This window comes from Vibrio sp. HI00D65 (genome assembly GCF_001635455.1).
Taxonomy (GTDB): domain Bacteria; phylum Pseudomonadota; class Gammaproteobacteria; order Enterobacterales; family Vibrionaceae; genus Vibrio.
Window position 1 is genome coordinate 1 of record NZ_LWEH01000465.1, and the last position, 330, is coordinate 330.

A 330-nucleotide genomic window follows, 5' to 3' on the forward strand; every position below is an offset into this window, starting at 1 on the left:
GACTGTCCTTTTAGGACTAGCTGCACTGTGTTCTTTCTCTGCGTCTGCAAACAACTTTAACTACAACACATTCGAGCTGCGCATGGGTACCAGCCCTAGTACCTTCGGTGGTGAAGTAACAACCATGTTTACTCAGAACTCACACTTTGCTGCACGTATCGATTCAGAATTTGAAAGTGATTGGGATGCAGCTGTGGGTATGGGTTTTAATGGACCTATTAGCCAATTCGCCGATGTGACCGGGCAAATGCTTCTGCACAACATTGAACGCAATGACGACAACCATATCAAAACCGAAATTAACCTAGGTTTAAGAGCTTGGTTAATAGC

The 330-nt window shown here is 44.5% G+C and carries 1 pseudogene; it reads left to right on the plus strand.

Annotated elements, in window-relative coordinates:
* Positions 1 to 330 (plus strand): annotated as a pseudogene (locus A3712_RS22855) (hypothetical protein); the annotation flags it as partial.